The organism is Luteibacter sp. P4_E6 (assembly GCF_056401535.1).
This window is the reverse complement of the sequence record NZ_JBFUJE010000495.1, coordinates 1-2,881: the sequence shown is the minus strand read 5'-3', so window position 1 is coordinate 2,881 and position 2,881 is coordinate 1. Positions and strand designations below refer to the sequence as shown.

Here is a 2,881-nt window from a genome sequence, read left to right as displayed (position 1 = left end):
AGGCCGATCTTCTCCAGTTGCAGCGCATTGTTGCCGACGAACAGCGTGGGCGTGCGTAGCTTCCGCGTTCGCGCGCCGTCACTCACCTCGATGCGCAACGACCGGTAACCACGCATCATGGTCGCAAGGCCTGACCACAGCGCCACGATGCGGTGGCGGCCAAAGCGCTGTTTCCACGCCTCGCGGTCTTCGAGTACCTGTGGGTACAAGCCAAGGCTCGCATTGACGAGGAACACGCGGTCGTTGACCAGGCCGATCTGCGCGTGGCCGAGGGTCGCACGCAGCAAGGCTTCCGTCGCTCCGCGCGTATCGGTCGGTATGCCGTGTGTGCGGCCGACGAAGTTGAACGTACCTTGGGGCAGGATGCCCATCGGCAGCTGTTCGCGCCACGCAGCGGCGGCCACGACGTTGATGGTGCCGTCGCCCCCGGCGCCGACGATCGCGCCGCCGGAGGCCTTGGCGAACGCGATGGCGTCACGCACCACATCGGCGATGTCGCCTTCGCCATCGAACAGGAAGAAGCGATGCGACCGTCCGGCCGCATCCAGGATCGAGGCAATCTCCTCGCGCGCGATGACGGCATCCTGGTGTCCGGAGCCGACGTTCATCACGATGGCGAAGGAAAGATCGTTACTCATCGGAGGGATCGAAGCATCCGGCTTGTCACGGTGGCATGAATTCAGTCGGTCGCCTTGCGTCCTTGCCGCATGCGGATGTATTCGGCGCTCCCCACGCATAGCGTCAGCCATGCGAGGCCCGTGGCATATCCGGCCATGACGTCGCTGAAATAATGCACTTGCAGCAGGATACGGCTGATGCCGATGAGGCTGATCATCGCTACCGCGACGATGACGATGGGCCGGTGAAAGCGGGGCGGCGTGAGCACGAGCAGGACGTAGGCGAGCATGCCGTAGAACACCATCGAGCCCGAGGCGTGGCCGCTGGGAAAGCTGTAACTTTTCTCGATGATGAAACCGTGATCGTGCAAGGGTCGCTCACGCTGGAACCACGCCTTCAACAGGCTGTTGATCACGACGGTGCCGACCAGGGTGACGATCCACACGCTGGCCAGCCGCCAGTGCCGTCGCCATAGCAACCCGATGAAGAGGAGCGCTGCGATCGTGCCGAGCACCGCCGAATTTCCCGTGCGCGAGAGCAGGGCCACGACGTGAAGGACTGGTCGGGGCATATTCTCCCGCAGGTCGCTGGCCAGGGAGGCGTCGAAGACGGTCAACCCTGCCTGCTCACGAACTTCCACGGCGATGACGGTGGCGATCAGCAGGGTCGCCACGATCACGGCGACGGCCGTGGTTGGCCGCAGGAAGATTCGTGCGGCCGGGTCCAGGCCCTCGCGGCGACGCACCGCCCGTCGCCAGCCGACATCGGCCCCCAGCAAGGCCACGGCGAGCAAGACCGCCCAGATCGATAGGGCGTGCTGGCTGATCCATTCCGCATCCATTTCCGCAAGGTCCTCGTCTCATGGCAGGATCGGCCATGTTGCCATGCCGCGCCTCCGCGGCGAGAAGGGGAAAACACGCCATGAAGATATTGTCCGCCCGCGCCGCCTTTGCGCTCGCGTTCCTTGCCGCTGGCTCGTTCACCGCCCAGGCCGATCAGGCGCCACTGGCACACCGGATCGTCCGGATCACCCTCGACGGCGCGACCGACAAGGGCACGTCCGGACGCCTGCTCCTGTTCGCTGCACCGGCCGCTGTGGCCAGGGAAGCAGCGAAGGACGGCAAGGTGGAAGAGGTCGATACGAATCCGTTCCAGCCGAAGGCCGTCTCCGTCGCCGCGCGCGAGGTGAGCTGGATCGCCCCCGGGCAGTCGGTCGACCTCGACACGGACGGCGAAGCCTTTCCCGACGGATTCTCGAGCCTTCCGCCGGGCGATTACCTGGTCCAGGCGGTCCTCGACGTCGGCCACGACTACAACTACAGCGGCCGCCATGGCGGCGATCTGGTCAGCGAGGTCACCCCGGTGAAGCTCACGGCCGGTGGCTCGCTCCCCGCGCTGAAGCTGACCCGGACCGTCCCGGCGAGGGACGTCTGGCAGTTGCCGCCCTCGGTGCCCCAGGCGGTTCGCGACGTGCTGCCGGAGGCCCGCCAGCACGCGCACGCCGAGGTCCTGCAGAGCACGGCCCTGACCGCTTTCGCGGGCCGTCCGCTGTCGATCCGCGCCTGGGTGGTGACGCCGCCGGGTTACGACCCGAACGGTAAGACGCGTTATCCGACCGTCTTCGTCACCCATGGTTTTGGCGGTAGCTTCGATCGCTACGCCGGGACCATCGCCAACCTCTGGGCGRCGATGTCGAACAAGAGCATGCCGCCGATGATCTGGGTGCTGCTCGACGAGTCCGGCCCGACCGGCACGCACGAGTTCGCCGACTCGGTGAATAACGGCCCGTGGGGCCAGGCACTGACTACGGAATACATCCCGTGGCTCGAAGGCCGCTACAAGATGGACGCCAAAGTGGGCGGCCGCTTCCTCAACGGCCACTCCTCGGGCGGCTGGGCCACGCTATGGCTGCAGACGCGTTACCCGAAGGTCTTTGGCGGCACGTGGTCCACCTCGCCGGACCCGAGCGACTTTCACAATTTCACCGGCATCGACCTGTATGCCGCCAATGCCAACGCGTACAAGCGCCCGGACGGTACGGCGTATCCGCTGATTCGTGACAAGGGCCAGGTCATCGCCACCTTTGAGACCTTTGCCCATCTCGAGCGCGTGCTCGGTGCCTACGGCGGCCAGCTCGGTTCGTTCGAATGGGTGTTCTCGCCCCGTGGCAAGGACGGTCGTCCCGAGCCGATGTTCAACCGCGACACGGGCGCGATCGACCCGGCCGTGGTCGCTTACTGGCACGACCATTACGACATTGCAC

The 2,881-nt window shown here is 65.8% G+C and carries 3 protein-coding genes; 1 reads left to right on the top strand and 2 read right to left on the bottom strand.

From position 1 onward, the window contains the following. Positions 1-638: diacylglycerol/lipid kinase family protein (locus AC1DT2_RS19770; protein ID WP_477298192.1), on the bottom strand; the 638-nt coding region annotated here is incomplete at its 3' end. Positions 639-679: 41 nt separating this feature from the next. Next, positions 680-1,459: a phosphatase PAP2 family protein gene (locus tag AC1DT2_RS19765; RefSeq protein WP_477298190.1), complete on the bottom strand. Its 780-nt coding sequence runs from the start codon at positions 1,457-1,459 to the stop codon at positions 680-682. Between the two features lie 80 nt (positions 1,460-1,539). Here AC1DT2_RS19765 and AC1DT2_RS19760 point away from each other — a divergent pair. After that, positions 1,540-2,881: alpha/beta hydrolase (locus AC1DT2_RS19760; RefSeq protein ID WP_477298188.1), on the top strand; the 1,342-nt coding region annotated here is incomplete at its 3' end.